15 protein-coding genes and 2 pseudogenes are annotated in these 17,398 nt (G+C 63.6%); 9 read left to right on the forward strand and 8 right to left on the reverse strand.

Going from position 1 to position 17,398, the window contains the following annotated elements; translation table 11 throughout:
- The first annotated feature begins 10 nt into the window (after positions 1 to 10).
- The 3 genes from J2S96_RS00980 (at position 11) to J2S96_RS00990 (ending at position 2,743) form a co-directional block, all read left to right on the forward strand.
- Positions 11 to 1,396: an MBL fold metallo-hydrolase RNA specificity domain-containing protein gene (locus tag J2S96_RS00980; RefSeq protein ID WP_306859000.1), complete on the forward strand. Its 1,386-nt coding sequence runs from the start codon at positions 11 to 13 to the stop codon at positions 1,394 to 1,396.
- Positions 1,397 to 1,436: 40 nt separating this feature from the next.
- Positions 1,437 to 1,754, forward strand: a complete 318-nt coding sequence (locus tag J2S96_RS00985) for a DUF3040 domain-containing protein (protein ID WP_306859002.1) — start codon at positions 1,437 to 1,439, stop codon at positions 1,752 to 1,754.
- A gap of 554 nt (positions 1,755 to 2,308) precedes the next feature.
- Positions 2,309 to 2,743 (forward strand): Hsp20/alpha crystallin family protein, encoded by a 435-nt coding sequence (locus tag J2S96_RS00990; protein WP_306859005.1) that lies wholly within the window; start codon positions 2,309 to 2,311, stop codon positions 2,741 to 2,743.
- Positions 2,744 to 2,966: 223 nt separating this feature from the next.
- Here the strand turns inward: J2S96_RS00990 and J2S96_RS00995 are convergent, their stop codons facing one another.
- Positions 2,967 to 4,637, reverse strand: a complete 1,671-nt coding sequence (locus J2S96_RS00995) for a SulP family inorganic anion transporter (protein WP_306859007.1) — start codon at positions 4,635 to 4,637, stop codon at positions 2,967 to 2,969.
- Positions 4,638 to 4,799: 162 nt separating this feature from the next.
- Positions 4,800 to 5,243 (reverse strand): pyridoxamine 5'-phosphate oxidase family protein, encoded by a 444-nt coding sequence (locus tag J2S96_RS01000; RefSeq protein WP_306859010.1) that lies wholly within the window; start codon positions 5,241 to 5,243, stop codon positions 4,800 to 4,802.
- A gap of 289 nt (positions 5,244 to 5,532) precedes the next feature.
- Between J2S96_RS01000 and J2S96_RS01005 the strand changes: the two genes are divergently transcribed.
- On the forward strand, positions 5,533 to 5,976 hold the full coding sequence (locus J2S96_RS01005) for a universal stress protein (protein ID WP_306859012.1): 444 nt from the start codon (positions 5,533 to 5,535) through the stop codon (positions 5,974 to 5,976).
- Between the two features lie 291 nt (positions 5,977 to 6,267).
- On the opposite strand, the gene J2S96_RS01010 is transcribed toward J2S96_RS01005, so the two are convergent.
- From J2S96_RS01010 to J2S96_RS20125, 3 genes and pseudogenes are all read right to left on the reverse strand, one after another.
- Complete coding sequence (locus J2S96_RS01010) at positions 6,268 to 7,014, reverse strand: glucose 1-dehydrogenase (RefSeq protein WP_306859874.1); 747 nt, start codon at positions 7,012 to 7,014, stop codon at positions 6,268 to 6,270.
- A 326-nt stretch (positions 7,015 to 7,340) separates the two neighbouring features.
- Positions 7,341 to 7,694, reverse strand: a pseudogene (locus J2S96_RS20120) (BON domain-containing protein); the annotation flags it as partial.
- 135 nt (positions 7,695 to 7,829) lie between these two features.
- Positions 7,830 to 7,919 (reverse strand): annotated as a pseudogene (locus tag J2S96_RS20125) (hypothetical protein); the annotation flags it as partial.
- A gap of 213 nt (positions 7,920 to 8,132) precedes the next feature.
- On the opposite strand from J2S96_RS20125, the gene J2S96_RS01020 reads away from it, so the two are divergent.
- From J2S96_RS01020 to J2S96_RS01040, 5 genes are all read left to right on the forward strand, one after another.
- Positions 8,133 to 9,137 carry a zinc-dependent alcohol dehydrogenase family protein gene (locus J2S96_RS01020; RefSeq protein WP_306859014.1) on the forward strand — a complete coding sequence of 335 codons (1,005 nt, stop codon included), beginning with the start codon at positions 8,133 to 8,135 and terminating at the stop codon, positions 9,135 to 9,137.
- Positions 9,138 to 9,756: 619 nt separating this feature from the next.
- Positions 9,757 to 10,431 carry a BON domain-containing protein gene (locus J2S96_RS01025; RefSeq protein ID WP_306859016.1) on the forward strand — a complete coding sequence of 225 codons (675 nt, stop codon included), beginning with the start codon at positions 9,757 to 9,759 and terminating at the stop codon, positions 10,429 to 10,431.
- A gap of 112 nt (positions 10,432 to 10,543) precedes the next feature.
- On the forward strand, positions 10,544 to 12,070 hold the full coding sequence (locus J2S96_RS01030; protein WP_306859018.1) for a CYTH and CHAD domain-containing protein: 1,527 nt from the start codon (positions 10,544 to 10,546) through the stop codon (positions 12,068 to 12,070).
- A gap of 335 nt (positions 12,071 to 12,405) precedes the next feature.
- The gene (locus J2S96_RS01035) at positions 12,406 to 12,885 is read left to right on the forward strand and encodes a DUF805 domain-containing protein (protein ID WP_306859019.1); all 480 of its coding nucleotides are present in this window, start codon (positions 12,406 to 12,408) and stop codon (positions 12,883 to 12,885) included.
- 120 nt (positions 12,886 to 13,005) lie between these two features.
- The gene (locus J2S96_RS01040; RefSeq protein ID WP_306859020.1) at positions 13,006 to 13,554 is read left to right on the forward strand and encodes a flavodoxin domain-containing protein; all 549 of its coding nucleotides are present in this window, start codon (positions 13,006 to 13,008) and stop codon (positions 13,552 to 13,554) included.
- 203 nt (positions 13,555 to 13,757) lie between these two features.
- Here J2S96_RS01040 and J2S96_RS01045 read toward each other — a convergent pair whose 3' ends face one another.
- The 3 genes from J2S96_RS01045 to J2S96_RS01055 all read right to left on the reverse strand — a co-directional run bounded on the left by J2S96_RS01045 (position 13,758) and on the right by J2S96_RS01055 (position 17,397).
- Complete coding sequence (locus J2S96_RS01045; RefSeq protein WP_306859021.1) at positions 13,758 to 15,380, reverse strand: ABC transporter permease; 1,623 nt, start codon at positions 15,378 to 15,380, stop codon at positions 13,758 to 13,760.
- A 1-nt stretch (position 15,381) separates the two neighbouring features.
- Positions 15,382 to 16,365 (reverse strand): ABC transporter ATP-binding protein, encoded by a 984-nt coding sequence (locus J2S96_RS01050; RefSeq protein ID WP_306859022.1) that lies wholly within the window; start codon positions 16,363 to 16,365, stop codon positions 15,382 to 15,384.
- Between the two features lie 78 nt (positions 16,366 to 16,443).
- The gene (locus tag J2S96_RS01055) at positions 16,444 to 17,397 is read right to left on the reverse strand and encodes a hypothetical protein (protein WP_306859024.1); all 954 of its coding nucleotides are present in this window, start codon (positions 17,395 to 17,397) and stop codon (positions 16,444 to 16,446) included.
- Position 17,398 lies beyond the last annotated feature (1 nt).

Here is a 17,398-nt window from a genome sequence, read left to right on the forward strand (position 1 = left end):
GGAGGCCACCATGAAAGGCCAGCACCCGGCACGGCTACGCTTCCTGGGGGCGACGGACACTGTGACGGGATCCCGTTATCTCCTCGATTCCGGAGACACGCGGGTCCTGGTCGACTGTGGGCTCTTTCAGGGCTACAAAAATATCCGCGACCGCAACAGGGCCACGTTTCCCGTTGCCGCCGGTTCCATAGATGCAGTGCTGCTGACCCACGCTCATCTGGATCACACCGGATATGTTCCGGCGCTCGTCCGGGACGGATTCACGGGGCCGATTTATGCCACCCACGGGACGAGTGACCTGTGCAAGCTGCTGCTACCCGATAGCGGTCACCTTCAGGAAGAGGAAGCGCGTTACGCTGACCACCGCGGCTCCTCGATGCATGTTCCCGCGCTTCCCCTCTACACCGCAGCCGATGCGGTCAGGTCCCTGAATGCCTTCGAGCCCCGGGACTTTGATGCCCCGCTTGATCTTGGCGCTGGCATCGAGGCAGTTTTCTTCCCGGCCGGACACATCCTCGGCGCAGCCCAGATTCACATAGACGTTGAAGGGCATTCCATACACTTCACCGGAGACCTCGGCCGTGCCGACGATCCGCTCATGTTCCCTCCACGGGAATTGGAATCCGCGGACATTCTTGTCACTGAATCCACGTACGGCAACAGAAGCCACTCTGACCAGGACCCCGCAGCCGAGCTCGGCGAAGTCGTGTCCCGCGTTGCCAAACGTGGGGGAGTCATCATGATCGCCGCGTTCGCCGTCGGCCGCGCGGAAACCCTCCTGCTCCATCTCTCCCGGCTCCGTCGTAAAGGCCTCATACCGGACGTCCCCGTCTATCTCAACAGCCCCATGGCCATTGATGCGTCCTACATGTATCGGCAGCACCCCGACGAACACCGACTGCTGGTTGACGAGTTCGAAGATATGTACAAGCTGGCCACCATGACACGTACCGCCGACGATTCCAAGCTTCTCAACCTGAGGGGAGGGCCCATGATCATCATCTCCGCAAGTGGCATGCTCACGGGGGGCAGGATTCTTCATCACCTTGAGGCTTATGGTCCGGATCCGAAAAACGCGATCGTCCTCAGCGGCTACCAGGCTGGAGGGACACGCGGCGCGGACCTTGCCGCGGGAGCGAAGGAGCTCAGAATCTACGGACAGGATGTCCCCATCCAGGCCGAGGTCATACACATTGAAGGATTCTCCGCGCACGCAGACGCCGACGGAATCATCCGGTGGATGCACGCAGCGGATCAGGCACCGCAAATGACCTATGTCACCCACGGCGAACCAGCCGCTTCCGACGCCCTGCGCCGCCGCATCAAACGCGAGCTGGGCTGGAGCGTCCGGGTGCCTGAACATCTCGAAGGAATCCCGCTCGACAACCCGTTCTAGCAGCAATAGTTTCCACCCATGCAGGCAAAGGAGGCCCGTAATGGCTCTCTCCGAATACGAAAAGAAGACATTGGAACAAATCGCCCAGGAACTTGAACGCGATGACCCGAGACTCGCCTCCAAAATGACACTGATGCCTGGAAAGGCATCCGGACACCTTGGAGCCGGCATCCTTACCTGCCTCGCTGGCTGCCTTGTTCTGATCACCGGAATCGCGGCCCGCGCGCCAGCCTTGGGAATCATCGGATTCACAATCATGGGGACCGGGGCATACCTGGCAACGATCCGGATTCGTTCACTGCGGATCAGACGGCGCCCGGAGGCTTCGCCGTCCATGGGACCGGCGGAACTGGGGTAGGCGACCCGCGGGCTCTGTGCTTGGCCATGGACCCGGGCTAGAGGTTCACAGCAGTTAAAGCCATGGACGGGATCGATCTGCGCGGCAGCCTCGAAGCGATCGATGGAGTCCTATGCCCAACGGGCGCCGGGATCATCCACGACGAACCGCATTCTGTCGGGTCTGGTTCGCAGCCAGCAGACGAACAACGATTTCTCTGGCACGAGCCATGGTTCGTCCCGACCGCCTTGTACCAAAGGATCATCGTGATTCACGGAAAAGATCTCTGGACGGTCGCCGTTGACGACGGCGACCATTCCGGTGGAAGAGGACCGAATACAGTTGGGGTGTCCCCCCGACAACGTCCAGGCTTGCCCGGTTTCAGCGGGCCCGACGACCGCGCTGCTGTGCTCCGTGAGCCACGGCCGGGCAGTCGCAGGTGCCGCTCACCACCAAACATAGTGCCCGACGACCCGCCATATGCGGCCGGTGTCAGGCCGGACCGTGAAGCAATCTTCGATCTTGCCCCGTGGGCGACGGGGCGCAGACTTTTTCACACAAGAAGGAATCCCGCCATGAGTGATCTATTGAGATGGTCGCCGTTCGAGCGACGCAACCCTTTTGATCTGATGGACCAGTTCCGCAGGCTCTTCGACAGTGACGCGGGCAGATCCATGATCCGGGTTGAAGAAGAAACAAAGGACAACGTCCTGACTGTCCGGGCTGAACTGCCCGGCGTCGATCCGGACAAGGACGTGGAGATCTCCGTCTCCGACGGCCAGTTGCACATCCGCGCCGAACGCACCGAGACAACCGAGCAAAAGGACGAGGGCAATTACCGTTCGGAGTTCCATTACGGATCCATGTACCGCAGCCTCCCCTTGCCTAAAGGCGTGAAGGAAGAGGACATCACGGCCACTTACAAAGATGGTGTCCTTGAGGTCAAAGCACCTGTTCCCCAGACAGAAGGCGGAACAAAGCCGCAAAAGATCCAAATCTCGCGCAACTAGATGCGCGTCAGACGGCGACCTGCACAGGTACCCCGGACCGTTCCCCGCGACGGCAACGGTCCGGGCCTCGCCGGCGGCCCCTATCACCGTCACAGCACCCGACGTCGGTACTCGTTGCGGCCAACCTCGGGTTCCATCAAGCGCGTGCGCACGTTCAAACGCCGCGGATAGTCCCCGAACCCGGAGCGGGCATTTTCGGGATTTGTCCCAGAGCGACTTTTGCCTACTGTCGTTTACTCCCGAGGATGCGCACGGCGGCGCTCACCGTGGGGTAGAAATGCCCCGGCCCGAACCGGGCGCCGGCCGCGAAGTGCAACACCCGGTCTTTGACGGGTCCTTTGAGCTCGGCGAAGACGAGATCGATCCCGCGGTTCGCCAGCCATTCATCAAGGGCCACGAGTTCGTCCATGGCTGTGATATCGATGCCGGTGATCGGTTCTGCGGCCAACACCAGATGGGTTGTAGCCGGCGGCCCTTTTTCGACGAGTCGGCGGATGAAAGCAGAGAACACCTCGGCGTTGGCGAAAAAGAGCGGAGCATCGAAACGGGCCAGGATGATGCCGGGAACCCGGTGTCCTTCCGGGTGCCGCGCAAGGTCGTGATAACCGGGGACATCCTCAAGTGCACCCAGTTCTGCCGTGTACGGATCCCAGGCACGGGCGATGAAGCCCAGCAGCGCCAAACCGATCGCCACGAGGATTCCAGTCAGCACACCCACGGTCGTGACCGCCGCAAATGCGACAAGCATCAGGACAAACTCCGAGCGGCTCATCCTGTACAGTCGTCGAACGGCTGCGGTGTCGATGAGGCCGACGGCGGCGGCCAGGACCACCGCGGCCAGCGTGCTCGTGGGCAGATACGCCGTCAAACCCGGGGCAAGCAGCATGAAGACCAGAACGAACACAGCCCCTGCGGCACCGGTGATCTGGGTTTTTCCGCCCGCACGGATCGCAACCGGGGTCCGCGACGCACTGGCCGAGACCGGAAAGCCTCCGAAAAGGCCGGCCGCCACGTTTGCTGCCCCTAGGGCAGCCATCTCATGATTTCCGGAGACTCTTCTTCCTTCCCGCGACGCAAGCGTCTGGGAAAGGACACTGGTGTCAGCGAAAACAATTATCGCGATGCCGACGGCCACGGGAAGCAGCGCTCCGGCGTCCGTCCAACTCAGTTCGCCAAGCTGAGGCCCAGGCAGTCCCTTCGGCAGCGGTCCAACCACATGGATCACGCTTTGCAGGCCCAGAGCTGAGGTCATGGCGCAGGACGCGGCGACGGCAAGCAGCACACCCGGGATGCGCCTACTGGTGAAACGCGGGATCCAGATGAGCGCCAGCGCGCCAAGACCGACCCCCACGGCGGAGACGTTTGTCTTGCCCTGAATGATCTGGGACGCGACGCCGGCCAGCCGCTCCCATGCGGTTCCGTTCACCGGTGCCAGGCCCAGCCAGGCCGGCAATTGGGATGCGGCGACAACGAAGGCGATGCCTTGCAGATAGCCCAAACGGATGGGGGTGGACAGAAAACCGGCGACGACCCCGAACCGAAGCAGCGCCCCGGCAAGGAGCACGAGTCCAATCAGCACCCCCAGCAGGCCCGCCAGAGCGGGAGCCCGTCCGATCCCGCCGCCGGCGAGGGGTAGTACAGCAGCGGCGATCATCGGGGCCAGCGCCGAATCCGGGCCAAGGACCATCACCCGTGACGGACCCACCAATGCATACGCCAAGAGCGATGCGATTGTTGCATTCAGGCCCATGGCCGGAGGAAGACCTGCAGCCTGGGCGTACGCCATGCCAGCCGGGACCAGCAACGTAGACAAGGAGGCGCCCGCGAGGACGTCATGCCCAAGCCAGCGAAGACGGTAGTCCCGCAACAGCGCCGCGCCCGGCAGCCCGGTCACGTCGCCCGCCCTTCCCGGATGCATGCATGGCGCATCGAGTGCCCGGGCGCTCTCACATTGTGCGCCTCAAGGCGGCCCGGCGTTCGAAGAGCTCGTCCTCGTTGATGTCCTGACTTCCTGTCCATCAGGTGCTCCGCCTGCCGGATCCGACGCGGCGACGGCCTACGCCAGATACACGTGCCGTCCTGTCACCACGGCGGCGTGGATGCGGACGAAGAGATTCCTTTCGCCGCCGCCCCACGGTTCGGGCATGGCCCGCCCTCGTAGGAAAGCGAGAACGTCCGGTTCCTGGACCCATGACGAGGGTCCGCTGACCAGTACGGACCAGCCCTCGCTGCGATCGGGCCGGGCTGCGTCAATCTGGAACGAGGACGTGAGGCGGGGAACCGCGTCGCCGATTGAGCCGACGGGCGAAGTGCGGAAGTAGATGGCCGTGTTGTGAACCAGATAGTTGACAGGAAGGATCATGATCCTGCCCTTGTAACTGAAGCCGAAGCGGCCGGTGTGATGTGAACAAAGCAGATCCCAGCACTGCGCCGTATTCAGTTCCGTGCTGACATGGCGTGCACCGTCAAGGCGGGCCGGTTCCAGACCTAGTGCGGGCATTCGGTCGGGTATGGACATCGGGCACCCCCGGTTGAATGGATCGATGAAGGGCGTGGACGGGTTTGTACCTCTTTGAAGGCTAGCAGTCTCCCGCGCCCCGGCGTAGTGCCGAAAGCCCCTAGCGGCGGGCCCTTCCCGGCGGCTGCCGGATGTCCGTGGGTGCCCATGACCAAGTCCAAGCCTTCCCGGGGGCGCATGGTGGAGAGAGTGACTTTTGGCCCTGCACAGCGGCGGGCATTCCGGTCAGGCTTCAAGAGACAGCAGACCATGATCCGGGTAGGAGCAAGCCGTGGGCCGAGAATCATTCGCAGGCAAGATCGTCGTTGGTGTTGACGGTTCTCCCGCTTCAATTGAGGCCCTCAAGCAGGGCTGGAGTATCGCAGGGGCGATGGGCTCGGAGCTCGTCGCGGTGGCATGCTGGGCATTCCCCCAAGTCTATGGCGGATACGTGGCCATGGGTGTTGAAGACTATGAGGAGGAAGCCCGCGGGATACTGGAAGAGTCCCTCTCACAGGCTTTTGGGCCTTCGGTTCCTGAAAAGGTGTCCCCGCGGCTGCTCTGCGGCCCAGTCCGGGACTTGCTCATCGACGCTAGCCGGGATGCGGACATGCTTGTTGTCGGCCGGCGTGGGCATGGCGGATTTGCCGGACTGTTGCTCGGTTCGGTAAGTTCTGCCTGCGTGGCACACGCGCTATGCCCCGTCTTGGTGGTTCACGCCTCAGAGTCGAGCTGACAAGCAGGCACAACGCCCCGCGACTTTCGACCCTAGCCAGCCTGCCAGAGTCGGAGTCCATGACTGCAGAAGTGGAACCATCAATTACTACAAGGCCGCATGCAGCGGATTTTCCTGGGATAAGACCAGGCACGCAATGGCAGGACTGCCCGGCGCTCGGGGCAACAACATTGCCGATGAAGCGTGGACCGCCCCTTCGTGGCTGATCACGGCGATCGCGAGGCCTTACGATTCGTCCGCGCCGATAGAAGCACCGACTCGATCGGTTTTGCGGAACTGGCCAGCGCGGGCCTACGCTCCCGCGGGCGGGGTCACCGTTCCAGCAGTGTCGCCGCCGTCGATCACGAATTCGGCTCCAGTGACGAACGAAGACTCGTTCGAGGCCAGGTACAGGACGAGGTCCGCGATTTCGCCTGGATGGCCCATCCGGCTGAGCGCCACGCGGCTCATGTCCATCTCCAGACCCGCCGTCATCGGGGTGGAGATGACTCCGGGGTGCACTGAGTTGACCCTGATGCCATGGTGCCCCAGATCCAGCGCTGCACTCTTCGTCAGACCACGGACGCCGAATTTCGACGCGGTGTATCCGGGGATCTTTTCGTAGCCTCGGATCCCCGCAATCGAGGAAATGTTCACTATCGACCCGCCTTTGGACGCTTTCAGCGCAGGGATTGCTGCCTTGATCCCATTGAAGGTGCCGGTCAGGTTCACACTAATGACGGCATTCCATTGTTCCAGGGTGTACTCCTCGATCGAGGCGAAGTTCACGATGCCGGCGTTGTTGACCAGGATGCCCAGGCTTCCAAAAGTTTCGACCGCGGCACTGACCGCTGCCTCCCAGTCCTGCGGATTAGTCACGTCCAGATGCACGTAAAGGGCCCCGGAGCCTATGCGTTCGGCGGTTTCCTTGCCCTCTTCGTCCAAAACGTCGCCGATAACGACCCTTGCCCCTTCGCCGTGCAGCCTCGATGCCACTGCGGCACCGATGCCGCGGGCACCTCCGCTGACCAGCGCCACTTTGTCAATAACCCTTTCCACGTCATCTCCTTCATTGACATCGACAAGGAATTCCACAGCAGCCTCCAACGGGCAGTGCTCGTGTTCCGCTCTAAGACTGGGGCCGGGAGCCCGTTCATGACAGGGTCGAAAGTCCCACACCACAGCGGCACCGGCCAGAGGGTTTTTCGGGCCGAACCAAGCGCCGCGGGTCCTCGATGCGGTCGCGGATGATGCCTGCACATCGTAGTATTCCTGCCCAAGACGGGGAAACCGGTTTCGACGGTCAACGGAGCCATGGCGGCCTGTGGCAACCATGACACCTTCGGGTTGCCTAGTCTGATTGCACGGCCGGTTTTGTTGTGGACCGTGGTCACGTGGGGTGAGGACCACGCGGCTCCACCGGCGGCTTTGCGTTCGCTCCGGGTTGCGACCCTGCCGGTGAGGGTGACTTCGGTCCCTTCGACGTCGACCCCGATCTTTTCTGCGTCCAACACCGCTTGGCGGGCGATGGCGTTCCTGACCCGGGCCTCGTCGAAAGCGGAGGCACGCGGGCTTTGAGGCCACGTACCTGGAGGGCGGCTTGCCAGGGACCCTTCGTAGACGTGCCCTCTCTCGCCATCGGCACACGAGACAGTGACGGATTGCCCATTTCCGATAACGGAGGTTGCGGTGGACGTTCCAACGACTGCCGCGATTCCGATCGGTGAACAAGGAGGCAAAGCAGCGCAGGCAAGCGTCCAGCAATTGCCGATCGCGACGTACATTGAGATAGGTTTCCTGCTGGCCGGCGAACCAGCGTCCGGAAGGTCTTCCGCCGTCGCGCTGCTTCGGACCGCGACGGCGGGGCCGTTATGGGCCGCGCGGACAGACAGCCCGCGGTATTTTCCATGAATGCCCTCCTCAAGTTCCGGGGGAATCTTCGCCTCGAGAACCATGGAGCGCATGGCCGCGCCTGCACTCCTTAGCCAATCTCGAGTGACCCCCTCGACGGCCTGCCCACTAGGGGACAAAGACACCGTCGGAGCGCGAACGCCATATTTTGCTTCATTGTCCAGGGGCGCGCCGTGGATCCGTGGGCGGGGAGGACCTTCGGCCCTACCTGCTCCGAGTCCCCTGAGGGAAACTGGCGGAAAGAGCGGCAGGAAGAGGCGGTATCAATGCGTGCGTGGTGGGTCGGCGAACCCGGGCCGATCGCTTCAATGCCGCTTGAATGGGGCGAGCGTCCTGATCCAGCTCCTGGGCCGGGCGAACTACTCGTCGGCGTCCACGTGTGCGGGGTGTGCCGCACTGATCTTCACCTGGCCGAGGGCGACCTCAAACCGCGGCAACCGAACGTGATCCCTGGTCACGAAGTCGTCGGCACCGTGCTGGAGGTGGGAGATGGCTGTACAAGGTTCCGGCCCGGCGACAGGGTTGGCGTAGCCTGGCTCGGAAAAAGCTGCGGGACCTGCCGGTACTGCTTCCGCGGCGACGAGAACCTGTGCATTTCTCCCACTTTTACCGGCTGGGATCAAGACGGCGGATATGCGGAGCGTCTGACCGTTGCCGAGGATTTCGCATACGCCATCCCGGCTGTCTTTACGGACGAGCAGGCAGCACCCTTGCTGTGTTCGGGGATCATCGGCTACCACGCGCTCCAGCGGGCGGCGGTTCCGGACGGCGGTCGCTTGGGAATCTATGGTTTCGGCGGATCCGCCCACCTCACCGCGCAGATCGCACGCCACCAAGGAGCATCGGTCTATGTGATGACACGGTCCGAGGCTGCTCGTGCCTTGGCGCGCGAACTGGGCGCAATCTTCGTCGGCGGGCCATACGATACCCCGCCCGATGCGCTGGACTCCGCGATCCTGTTCGCTCCTGTCGGTGACCTGGTCCCGCCAGCACTGCAGGCACTGGACCGGGGCGGAACCCTGGCCGTGGCCGGAATCCACCTGAGCGACATTCCGGCGCTCAACTACCAAAGGGATCTCTTCAACGAGCGACGGCTGCTCAGCGTCACCGCAAACACCAGGAAGGACGGAGAGCAGTTCCTTGCCCTGGCCGCGACAATTCCGCTGGAACCGACAACAACGATCTACCCGTTTGAGGCCGCAGATCAAGCCTTGGCGGACCTGGACGGTGATCGCGTCACGGGATCTGCAGTGTTGGACATGTCCCGATGATCCTTCGCGATCCCCTCGGTACGGTGGGGCGGGCGGGTACAGTAAGGCGGGTCGGTGCAGTGAGGCGTGCGGGAAGGACGCCGACGTCTGCGCCGTTCGGATTCACTCGTTGCCGGCGCGGGTTGTTTCGTCCAAGGGGAGCCCAAGCCAGGGGGCGAGTCAAAGTGAATCGCCTGCCAGTCACCGACTCCGGCACGATCCTGACCAAGTAGTCCTTCCCCACTCCTAGCCATGGGAATAGTCCGCGGCTTATTGAGTCAAGCACTTGCCCGGACGCAGTCTCCCGCTGAGCTCTTCCCTTGATCACGACACTCCACGCCATGACAAACTCTGCGCTCACGCTGTCAGCTTCCAATGCAATGGCGGAGCAGGCCTCAAGGGCTTCCTGTTTTGTGCCGGTTCCTGTCCGGATCCCCTTCCACCGATCGATCCTGGATCGTCTGGTGATGATGGGTACGGTTAGGGGCTTATGCCCCTAACCGTACCCATCTGGTGGGGATGGAATGGAAGTACCCGGTTTGTGGCTTCTCCCAAGAACAGCGGACCGGGCCCGGCTACCCATTCCCTCGGCTGTTCTTGGAAGGGTTTCCTGCCGGGATGAAAACGACAAGGATTTATCATGACCACCTCTACCAACGTCCCCCGCTCGGATCATGAGCTGCAGCAGGCCGTCTTGAATGAGCTCGATTGGACACCCGAGGTTGACGCCTCCCACATCGGAGTGACGGCCATCTCGGGCGCCGTGACTCTCACGGGCGAGGTCTCGAGCTATTCGGCCCGGCTAGCTGCAAAGAAGGCCGCCCTGCGGGTCCGCGGAGTCACGGCTCTGGCCGATGAACTGACCGTCCACTACCTCGGCGGCCCGGTCACCGACACGGACATCGCCGAAGCCGCCCTAGGTGTTCTCCGTCGGAACGCGGTCGTGCCTGAGGGTGCGGTCACCGCGGAAGTCCGTAATCATGCCATCACCCTGACCGGGGACGTGGATTGGAACTACGAACGCGAAGCAGCAGCCCGCGCCGTCGAACATCTCCGGGGCGTCAGGTCCGTGGAGAACCTCATCACCCTCAAAGGCCGCGCGTCCGCCGTCGATACCAAAACCCGGGTGAAGAACGCCATCGCCCGGCAGGCGGCACTGGACGCCGAAAGTATCCTCGTTACGGTCGACGGGACAGAAGTGACCCTCACCGGCAGGGTCGCGAGCTGGAACGAGAAGAAGGCCGCCGGGAAAGCCGCCTGGGCCTCACCCCACGTGAGCGCCGTCCTCAACCTGCTTGAAGTACGTCCTTCATAAAGCCCGCGCCGGCTTACAGCCCCGGGAGCGGCCATGGCCCCGCCCCATGAGGACTGGACCAGGTCTCTGTCCCGACGGTTGAAACTCAGGATGACGAGAAAGTGTGTGGGTTATGGAAGTTGGTGTTGTTGAGACGGCTCGTAGGTTCGACGTCGAAGAGCCGGCCCCGGTTCCCGCATTTCTTGATGTTGCCGGTGTCGACCGTGTCGAAGGTCCGTCACAGGACACACTTGACGTCCTCTATTTCGATACGGTGGCGTTGGACCTGGCTGCGCGAGGGATGACGCTCGGCCACAGCACGGGAGGATCTGATCCTGGCTGGCAGCTCAAAGTCCCCGGAGGACCGGGCCGGAAGCGCGAATTGCACGCCTGGCGGGGTCTGGAAGATACCGTACCCGCAAAGCTCCTCGACGAACTCCGAGTCCACCTCCGGGGACATGAGCTGGTGCCGGTCGCGCGGATAACGACGCTGCGCAGCCGGCTGAAACTGTACGCCCCCGATGGCACATACTTGGCCGGGTTCGCCGACGGTACGGTAAGTGCCCGGACACTGTACCCGGTCCAGTCAACGGATCACTGGCGCGAATGGGAAGTCGATCCCCAACAGGGAGGAACGGACTTCCTCACCGGCGTTGAGGCGGTCCTGGCGAAGGCCGGGGCCCGACCTTCGGAACATACCCCAAAGCTGGCGCGGGCCTTTGGCCCTTCCTGGCCTTCCGCCCGTGTTCCCTCCACGGTGATTCCGCGCGCAGAAGGTCCCGCATCCGATGTCGTCGTCTCCTATCTGGGAGAGCAAATCGACCTGCTAATACGACTTGATCCTGACGTGCGCGGGGAAGTAGCCGACGCGCTCCACCAATTCCGGGCCGCCACGCGCCGCATCCGGTCCGTTCTCGAGACGTACCGAACCCTGTTTGATAAAGGCACCATCGGGAGCCTCGCCTCTGACCTTAGATGGCTAGCAAGACTCCTTGGCCGGGCCAGGGACGCCGAAGTCCTTCGGGACCGCATCCGGGAAGCACCCGTCCTCAGGCCAAGAGGACTCCACGGTAAATCGGCACTCCAACCTGTCGAAAAGGACCTCAACGCCTCATACGATCTCGGCTTCGGCCGCGCCCTGAGAGCCTTGGATTCCGTCCGGTACTACCGGATGCTTGACCGCCTCGAATCGTTCCACGAGAACCCCTCGGTCACCGCACGTGCATCCAGGCCCGCCCTTGAAATGACCGCCAGGATCGTGAACAAGGCGGTCAATCAATTGCACGTCGATCACAAGGCAGTCCGCCGTTCGGTACTCCCAAAAGCCCGCAGCAAGGCACTGCATCGTGTGCGGAAAGACGCCAAACGCTTGCGGCACGCAGCTGAGGCGGTCGCAAGCGTCCATGGAGGACAAGCCATCAGACTGGTACAGGCCGCGGAAACGATCCAGAAGATCCTCGGCGAACACCAGGACAGTGTCATGGCCCAGGCTGTCCTCCGGCAACGCATTTCAGAAAGAGGCCTGCCCAAGAGCACCAAACGTGCCTACAAGAAGGCGATTGCAACGGAAGAACACCGCGCCGCGGCCGCTGAAGCCAAGTACAAGAGGGTCAGGAAGACGCCGGACGGCGCCCGGCTGAGGACCCAGGACGGTTGCTAAGCCGCGGTGATCGCAGACGGTGCTGGGTTCTATGACATCAAATTAGCAGGGGCATCAGCCGGCGTAATATGAAGGATACCTTCGGCAGGCGAGGCAGTCCTTGGCGTTCTGCTTATCCCTGCTCTGGCCTTCCTGCTCCCCGCCGCCATTGCAGACTGGCGCTCCACAAGACGGCACAAAACCACTCTCCACACATTGGAGCTTCATCATCGGCGCTAGTCGCGGATCCGCACCCGCGGACCCTGTCCGAGTGGGGGCTTTGTGCCCTGTCTCGGGAACTCGGGCGGTGCCTATCATTGCCGGTGTCGAATCCTCTGCATGGAAGGACTTGTACGATGACCAGTTACCAGCCTCGGAATGTTCCTCCGGGTAGCTTCCCGCTCGAGCTGCCGTACTACGGGGCGCCGCCGGTTGAGGCGGTCAAACGATTCTGGAAGAAATACGCCGTCTTCTATGGGAGGGCCAGCCGCAGCGAGTACTGGTGGTGGTTCCTCGCCTCCACCATCGTCTCGGGCGTTCTCAACGTTGCTGGCTCGACCGGGAGCGGCAGCACCAGCACGTCGACCTCGCTGGGCGGCCTGTGGTTCCTGGCGACGGTCGTGCCCTCACTCGCTCTGGCTGCGCGGCGCCTGCATGACGTGAACCTCAGCGCGTGGCTCCTGTTGCTCGCGCTGGTTCCAGTGCTTGGCTGGATCGCTTTGCTTGTGTTCATGATCCTGCCAGCCAATCCCCAAGGCCAACGCTTCGACCGCCCGGTGCAAGCATATCCACCATCCCCGCCGTACCCGCAGCACCAGTACCCGCCGCAGGCGTGAGGCTCGCCTGCCAGAGGAACCGGGCGGCATTCGAGGTGGCGATCCGGCTGGCGACGCCGCGCGGAACCCGCCGCCGAGTCCGGACCCGCTTGGCAACGAGGACCTCTGAAAGGAGCCATCGTGAAGAGGGTTTTCATCGCCTACGGCACATCCGAAGGGCAGACTGCGAAGATTGCGGACTTCATCTCCGATGTAGTCCGTCAACACGGCCACGATCCAACCGTGCTGGACGTGAAGGGTGCCATGGAAGCGAGCCTTGACGGCTACGATGGCGTCATCATCGGCGCGTCCGTCCACATGGGCAAGCACGACGAGCATGTCGCGGACTTTGCCCGCAGGAATCTGGACACACTTTCACGGGTGCCGTCCGCTTTCTTTTCGGTCAGCCTGGCCGCTCACGGGGACTTGGCGGATGCCCAGGGCTACATCGAGCTGTTCGAACACGAGACGGGGTGGCGGCCAGACAAGATCGCACTGTTCGGCGGCGCGCTGATGTACACACAGTACGGCTACATCAAGCGGCGCTTGATGAAGAAGATTGCCGGCAGCAAGCCGGGAAAACTGGGAACTGATATGTCCCGCGACTACGTCTACACCGAGTGGGACGGTGTGAAACGATTCGCAGAAGATTTCGCCGCCGCGCTTACCGACGAAGGGCCGTCGCTCTGAGTCGTGGACTCACGCTCTTTGATGTTCCCGCCCGGAACGTACACCGTGAAGCGCCAGGCGAATTCTGCCCACTCCGGGTCGCCCGGATCGAGGTCGAGTGCCTGAAGCCGTTCCCAATAGAGTTCTGCATAGGTGCCTGCCGGTCGCTCGGCAAACTGCACCGTGCACCCGCGCCGGCCGTGTCCGGACGATCCCGGGTTGTGTCACGCAGTGCCCACCTCCCGGCGGCGTACGGAGGCCAGCGCGATTGCCGTGAGGACCGCGGCGATGCCGAGCATCCAGAAGCCGCCGCTCCAGTCGGTCCCGGTGCTTGTGGTGACGGGGGTGTGGGTGAACGGTGAGAGGTCCCGGATTTTCCGGTCAAGGCCGAGGATGCCGCCGTAGACCCCGAGGACGACGCCGATGCCCAGGAGCGCCCACCCGGCAGCGATCGTGGCCCGGGGCCAGAAGACGAACACCGCTGCGGGCAGGGCCAGGTATACGAGCGCTGCGGGGAGCTGGTCGACGGCGGTCTGCCAGACGTTGCTCGCGTCCTCTGAGGTTTCTCCGGTGGCGGCGAGGGAGACCGATGCCCCGAGCGCGGTGAACGCCATTACGAGCACGACCGAGACGGCGCCGAGTCCCAGGAAGCTCCCCAGCCAGCTCATCCGGCCCACCGAGCCGGATACGACGGGCTCGGCAGTTCCCGCCACCTCTTCCTGGCGCAGGCGGAGGACGGCCTGGAGTCCGCAAGCTGCGGCGAGGATTCCGGCTATTTCGAATAGGGCCGCGACGAGCAGCTGGGTCATCGATGTGCCCTGAGCCTCGATCATGCCGCGAAGCACGGCCGTGATTTGGGGGTTGGCGGTGATCGAGGACTGGATCGCGGACCCGAGCGAGCCTGTGAGGAGGCCTGTCGCGAGCCCGCCGATGCACCAGCCGATGATTGCGGCCTGCTGGAGGCGCAGGGCGAGGGAGAAGGTCCCACGCAGCCAGGGCCGGGCGTCGGCGCGTCCGGATCGTCCGGCGAGGACGCTCGCGCCGACATCGCGGCGCGCCATGACGGCTACGACGACGGCGGTGCACGCCGCCCCGAGCGCGATTGGCAGGAGTAGAGGCCACCATCGGTTGCCCGTGTAGGCGAAGGTCTGCTGGCCCCAGCCGATGGGGGAGATCCAGCTTGGCCAAGCGGCCGTCATGGTTGTGCCGTCGGGACTGACTTGTCCCGTGGCGTCCCCGAAGCCTCGCAGCAGGTACGCGGTCATCACGAGCGCCGACGAAATACCGTTGGCCCCACGCGATGTGCTGAAGAACTCGGAGGCCAGCAGGCCCACGCCGAGGAAGGCGAAGCCCACGGCACCCGTCGCGAGACCGGCCATGATCGAGCCGGCCGGGTCAAGCCCGCCGGCCATGAAGCCGAGAGCCGTGGCGGCGGCTACGAGCAAGTCGGCGACGGTGCCGTGGAGGACGGTGGCACCGAGCGGGGCCCACCGTCCGGCAGCCGTCGCGGAGACGAGCTCGGCCCGGCCGGACTCCTCTTCCGCCCTGCTGTGGCGGACGGCCATGAACGTATTCATGAGCCCTGCAAGGAGGGCCAGGAATGCGAAGATCTCGAAGAACGTGAACGAATCGAGCGCCGGGCCACGCGGGAGGCCGCGCAGCACGAGGATTGCGGGGGCAGCGGTCGCGAGCTGCAGCACCTGTGCGCGGGTCGCGTCGTCGCCGAAGGTCTTCGCAATGGCTGCAACGGCGAGCAGCGCGAGCCCTCCGATTGAGAGGATCCAGACAATCACCTGCCAGCGGTCCCGGCGCATCCGTTGCCGGTACAGGATCCATAGCTCGCCCATCTCATGCTCCCGCCGCGGCGGTGCGATGGCGCCGGTGGTGGGCGCCGCCGTCGTCCGCTGCCTGGGCGGTCGCCGCGGCGACTGTGTCGCCATAGTGGCGTAGGAACAGTTCTTCAAGCGACGGCGGCGCGATGAGCAGGCCTTTGACCCCGAGGCGGCCGAGAAGGGGCAGGACCTCGTGGACGCGGTCGGAATCGGCGCTGAACTTGATGCGCCCCTCGGCCACAGCAAGGTCGTGGATCTGTGAGAGTGCGGCGAGGGCTTGGGTGCCGACGCTGTCCTGCGCGAAGGAGATTTCCGTGCGGGTAAGGTGGCGCAGCGCGTCGAGCGTGCCGCCGTCCACGATCCGGCCCGCCCGGATGATGCTCACGCGGCCCGCGAGCTGCTCGACCTCTGAGAGGATGTGGCTCGAGAGCAGGACCGTCGCGCCGTTCTCGTTCACCATCCGCCGGATTTCGCGAGTGAAGACCGCCTCCATGAGCGGGTCAAGGCCGCTCGTGGGCTCGTCCAGGAGATACAGCTCGGCGTCGATAACGAGCGCAGCAATGAGCGCGACCTTCTGGCGGTTTCCCTTCGAGTAGGCGCGCCCCTTCTTGCTTGGGTCGAAGTCGAAGAGTTCGCACAGATGGTGCTTGCGCTCCTTATAGGCCGCCTCCTCCACCTCGCCCCCGCGGAGGCGGGAGAGAAGATCGATGGCCTCGCCGCCCGAGAGGTTGGGCCAGATGCTGACGTCGCCGGGGACGCTCGCTACGCGCCTGTGGAGCTCGACGGCGTCCGTCCACGGATGCTTTCCCAGGACGCTCGCGCTGCCCGAGGACGCCCGGGCCAGGCCGAGCAGGATGCGAAGTGTGGTTGTCTTTCCCGCGCCGTTCGGCCCGAGAAAGCCGTGGATTTCACCTTCGTGGACTTCAAGGTCGAGGCCGTCGAGGGCCTTGACCCGTCCGAAGTTCTTGTGCAGGTCGACAGTCTGGATGACAGTGTCCATAATCAAAAAGTACGCCGCCTTCATAAAGTCTTGAATGGTCGAAAGGCCCGTGTATTTCCGTGAGGTTCGTGCGTCGGATTAGCGGTGCTTGTAGTAGTCCCTCCAAATCAGCCGGTGCACGGGAATGCGTCGGGGCAAGGACCTGAGCCCGGGAATGAAGGGCACGAGGGTCAGGAGCAGCGTCAGGATCACCATGGTAAACACGACGAGGACATCGGCGTTCGGCGCTGATTTGAACGGTTCCACTTGGTAGAGGGCGGAGAAGAGCCACAGCCAGGACTGGCCGGGGTAGTTCCCGGTTTCATTCATCATTCCCCACTGGTCGCCCGTGAGATGCTGAGCGTCGGCGAGAGCAGGAAAGTAGCTGCCGTCACCGAGGAACAAGATGCTGGCTTTGTAATCGGTGTTGTAGAACGAACCTTTTGCGCCCAGCACCGGATCGAGAGCGCCTTGCTGCGCCATACCGAGCAGTGCTCCCGTGAGGGCCGGAACCGGGCCGTAGTCGCCCGGGGCCACCTTTGCGGGGTCGTTATCAGGGGCTTTACTGAGCGCGTCCCCGTACGCTGTGGTCCACTCAGTGTGTCGGGCGTCGCTTGCCGTCGTCCATTCCTTGACCGCCGCCGGGGGTGTCGGAAGGGTCTGGAGCGGAGCGATGACGAAGTCGTTGGCAGTGTCGATCGGGAGCCTGACGCCGGAGAGATTCTGAAGATCGATCGGGCCGAGTTTTTGCGTGGCATCGGGTGTCGAGTTGTAGGGCGGTCCGTACCCGGCGGTGCGGCTGGTGCCGCCAAGTTCCGCGGTGGCCGTTGCCACGAAGTCCGCGGGCTGGGCCTGGGCCCATGACTTGAGGGTCACGCTCGGTTCATCGGGTGAGCTGAATAGCGCTGAGAGCCCTAGAACCAGCAGTCCGACAACGACCAGTCCGACAGCGAGCTCCTTGAACAAGTCGTATTCGCGCGATGTGCCGCCCCATGGCCTGCTGGCGATGTCGTCCCGTGTGCGCCACGACGTCGACACGGGTGTCTTTGTCATG

The organism is Arthrobacter bambusae (assembly GCF_030812595.1).
Lineage (GTDB): Bacteria > Actinomycetota > Actinomycetes > Actinomycetales > Micrococcaceae > Arthrobacter > Arthrobacter bambusae_B.

What these genes read in the sequence shown, in the direction of transcription:
- J2S96_RS01025 (WP_306859016.1), top strand. Translation starts at nt 9,757, where the DNA reads ATGACCACCTCTACCAACGTCCCCCGCTCGGATCATGAGCTGCAGCAG.
- J2S96_RS01050 (WP_306859022.1), bottom strand. Translation starts at nt 16,365, where the DNA reads ATGGACACTGTCATCCAGACTGTCGACCTGCACAAGAACTTCGGACGG.
- J2S96_RS01000 (WP_306859010.1), bottom strand. Translation starts at nt 5,243, where the DNA reads ATGCCCGCACTAGGTCTGGAACCGGCCCGCCTTGACGGTGCACGCCAT.
- J2S96_RS01035 (WP_306859019.1), top strand. Translation starts at nt 12,406, where the DNA reads ATGACCAGTTACCAGCCTCGGAATGTTCCTCCGGGTAGCTTCCCGCTC.
- J2S96_RS00980 (WP_306859000.1), top strand. Translation starts at nt 11, where the DNA reads ATGAAAGGCCAGCACCCGGCACGGCTACGCTTCCTGGGGGCGACGGAC.
- J2S96_RS00985 (WP_306859002.1), top strand. Translation starts at nt 1,437, where the DNA reads ATGGCTCTCTCCGAATACGAAAAGAAGACATTGGAACAAATCGCCCAG.
- J2S96_RS01030 (WP_306859018.1), top strand. Translation starts at nt 10,544, where the DNA reads ATGGAAGTTGGTGTTGTTGAGACGGCTCGTAGGTTCGACGTCGAAGAG.
- J2S96_RS01045 (WP_306859021.1), bottom strand. Translation starts at nt 15,380, where the DNA reads ATGGGCGAGCTATGGATCCTGTACCGGCAACGGATGCGCCGGGACCGC.
- J2S96_RS01055 (WP_306859024.1), bottom strand. Translation starts at nt 17,397, where the DNA reads ATGACAAAGACACCCGTGTCGACGTCGTGGCGCACACGGGACGACATC.
- J2S96_RS00990 (WP_306859005.1), top strand. Translation starts at nt 2,309, where the DNA reads ATGAGTGATCTATTGAGATGGTCGCCGTTCGAGCGACGCAACCCTTTT.
- J2S96_RS01020 (WP_306859014.1), top strand. Translation starts at nt 8,133, where the DNA reads ATGCGTGCGTGGTGGGTCGGCGAACCCGGGCCGATCGCTTCAATGCCG.